Origin of the sequence: Croceicoccus hydrothermalis (assembly GCF_022378335.1) — a bacterium.
In the GTDB taxonomy this organism is placed as follows: Bacteria; Pseudomonadota; Alphaproteobacteria; order Sphingomonadales; family Sphingomonadaceae; genus Croceicoccus; species Croceicoccus hydrothermalis.
Genome location: NZ_JAIQCI010000072.1, coordinates 1 through 1,651 on the forward strand (window position 1 = coordinate 1; position 1,651 = coordinate 1,651).

Genomic DNA, 1,651 nt, shown 5'->3' on the forward strand with positions numbered 1-1,651 from the left:
AATATCAATAATTTTGATTGAACCGCACCAAAAACTTCAAGATAAATCGTTGGTATGACAAATCCCATAAGGTTTTGGCGCGGTTCGTAAAATCAAAGCCGATGTTTTATCGTATATGCAACGCTCAACTCACTTGCATTGGTTTGGTCCAGGCGTGGGGGATATTGGTTGCACCTGCTGCTACGACCATGCAGGCAAGTTCCCTGCCTGTATCTTCGGGACTCAGGGTGAATGTCGTGCCCTGGACCGCCGTTTCCGGGTAGCCATCGATATGCCAGTAGTAATCAATGTTCTGAATGCCGGTCAGCTTCGGATCACATGTGACCACATTGCCGTCGCGGGACAGCGTGGGACACTCTGAAAACGGGAACGGAACGGTTTCAGGATAGACCACCGCGTCGCGCTGCAAAATCTCGACCCAATCGAACCATGCCCGATAACGTGCCGGCTCCATCGCCCGGTTGGCATCGCCCATGTCGGTGGTGGTCAGTCCGCCTTCGCCGTCATTCCACAGTCGATTGCCTTCGCCGTCGAGCTGCTGTGTTTCGGTTGCCGGAACCCATGCCTCGGTGTTGCGACGAATGCAGGTGTTGAGAACAAAATACCATTCTTCCAACATGCACTGGTTCGTCGGCCAACGGGCAATTTCGATGAAGCCGCTGCGGTCCATCGGGTCGGTATTGCCGGTCGGGTCGATACACCAATAGGTATAGTCGGGGTCGACACGGATTTCCAGCGTGCGCCACTGATTGTCCCACGGTTGCAGGTCAATGGGCCAGCCTCGTTCCTTCTCGATCCGCGAACCGACCATCTTGCGAGAGCCGACCTGTTTCGGCGTATAACTGCCAAAATGCGCCTCCCACATATGATGGGAGCAAAGGTTCGCAAATGTCGGGGACTTGGCGTCCGGCTCGATGAAATCGTGTTCCATGCGATGTTCGTGATGCATGTATCGGGCATTGCGCGAATAGCCCCACAGCCCCCAGAACAGTTCTCCGCCGGTCGTGGCGGGATCGTCAATGGCGTCGTATTTGAACCGGGCGCGAAAGACGTAGCCGCCCTTGAAGCCCCGCCCGTAATTGCCATCGCTGACGGTATAAACCGCTGCCGACGCCCACCGGCCACGATCCTTGTCGAAGGCGTTGTGCAGTTTCAGATAGCCGCGATCCTTGTCCCATTCGTAAATATCCGGCCGCTGTGTGGGCGTCGGCATTTCGGGGTTGTTCCCCGCGTGATCGCCGCCCACCGCCGGGTTCCAGCCCGGCCCATGCCACAGTGCGCCGCCCGGCTTGTCCATTTTCGAATTGGTGACGGTATATTTCTTGTCGAAGTCGTCGAAAAACACCCGCCGATAGCCTCCTTCGCCGCGCGGAACGTCGGGTGCCGCTTCTCCGCGATGGACAAACAAATGGTCGTCATTCGTTTGATGGTCGATCTTCCACTGGTTCCACTGATCGTAATCGGGCCGGAAAAAATAAGGGAAATCGTCCGCCTCGATCAGCGGCGCCTCCGCCTTGTAGGGATGATCGTCGGGAAGCATCGCCAACTGTCCGACCCGGCGCGCCGCCCAGCCTTCCAACTTGCGGATAAACTTCTCGCTCACCTCGCCCTGTCCGAAAATAAGGCAGTTCAACGATATATCGCAGGTGTC

At 56.5% G+C, this 1,651-nt stretch carries 1 protein-coding gene; it reads right to left on the reverse strand.

Translation table 11 applies throughout. The features are described 5' to 3' along the window. Window positions 1-124: 124 nt before the first annotated feature. Window positions 125-1,651, reverse strand: a 1,527-nt coding sequence (locus K4G67_RS17285; protein ID WP_239807483.1) for a hypothetical protein, incomplete at its 5' end; no start/stop codon positions are given.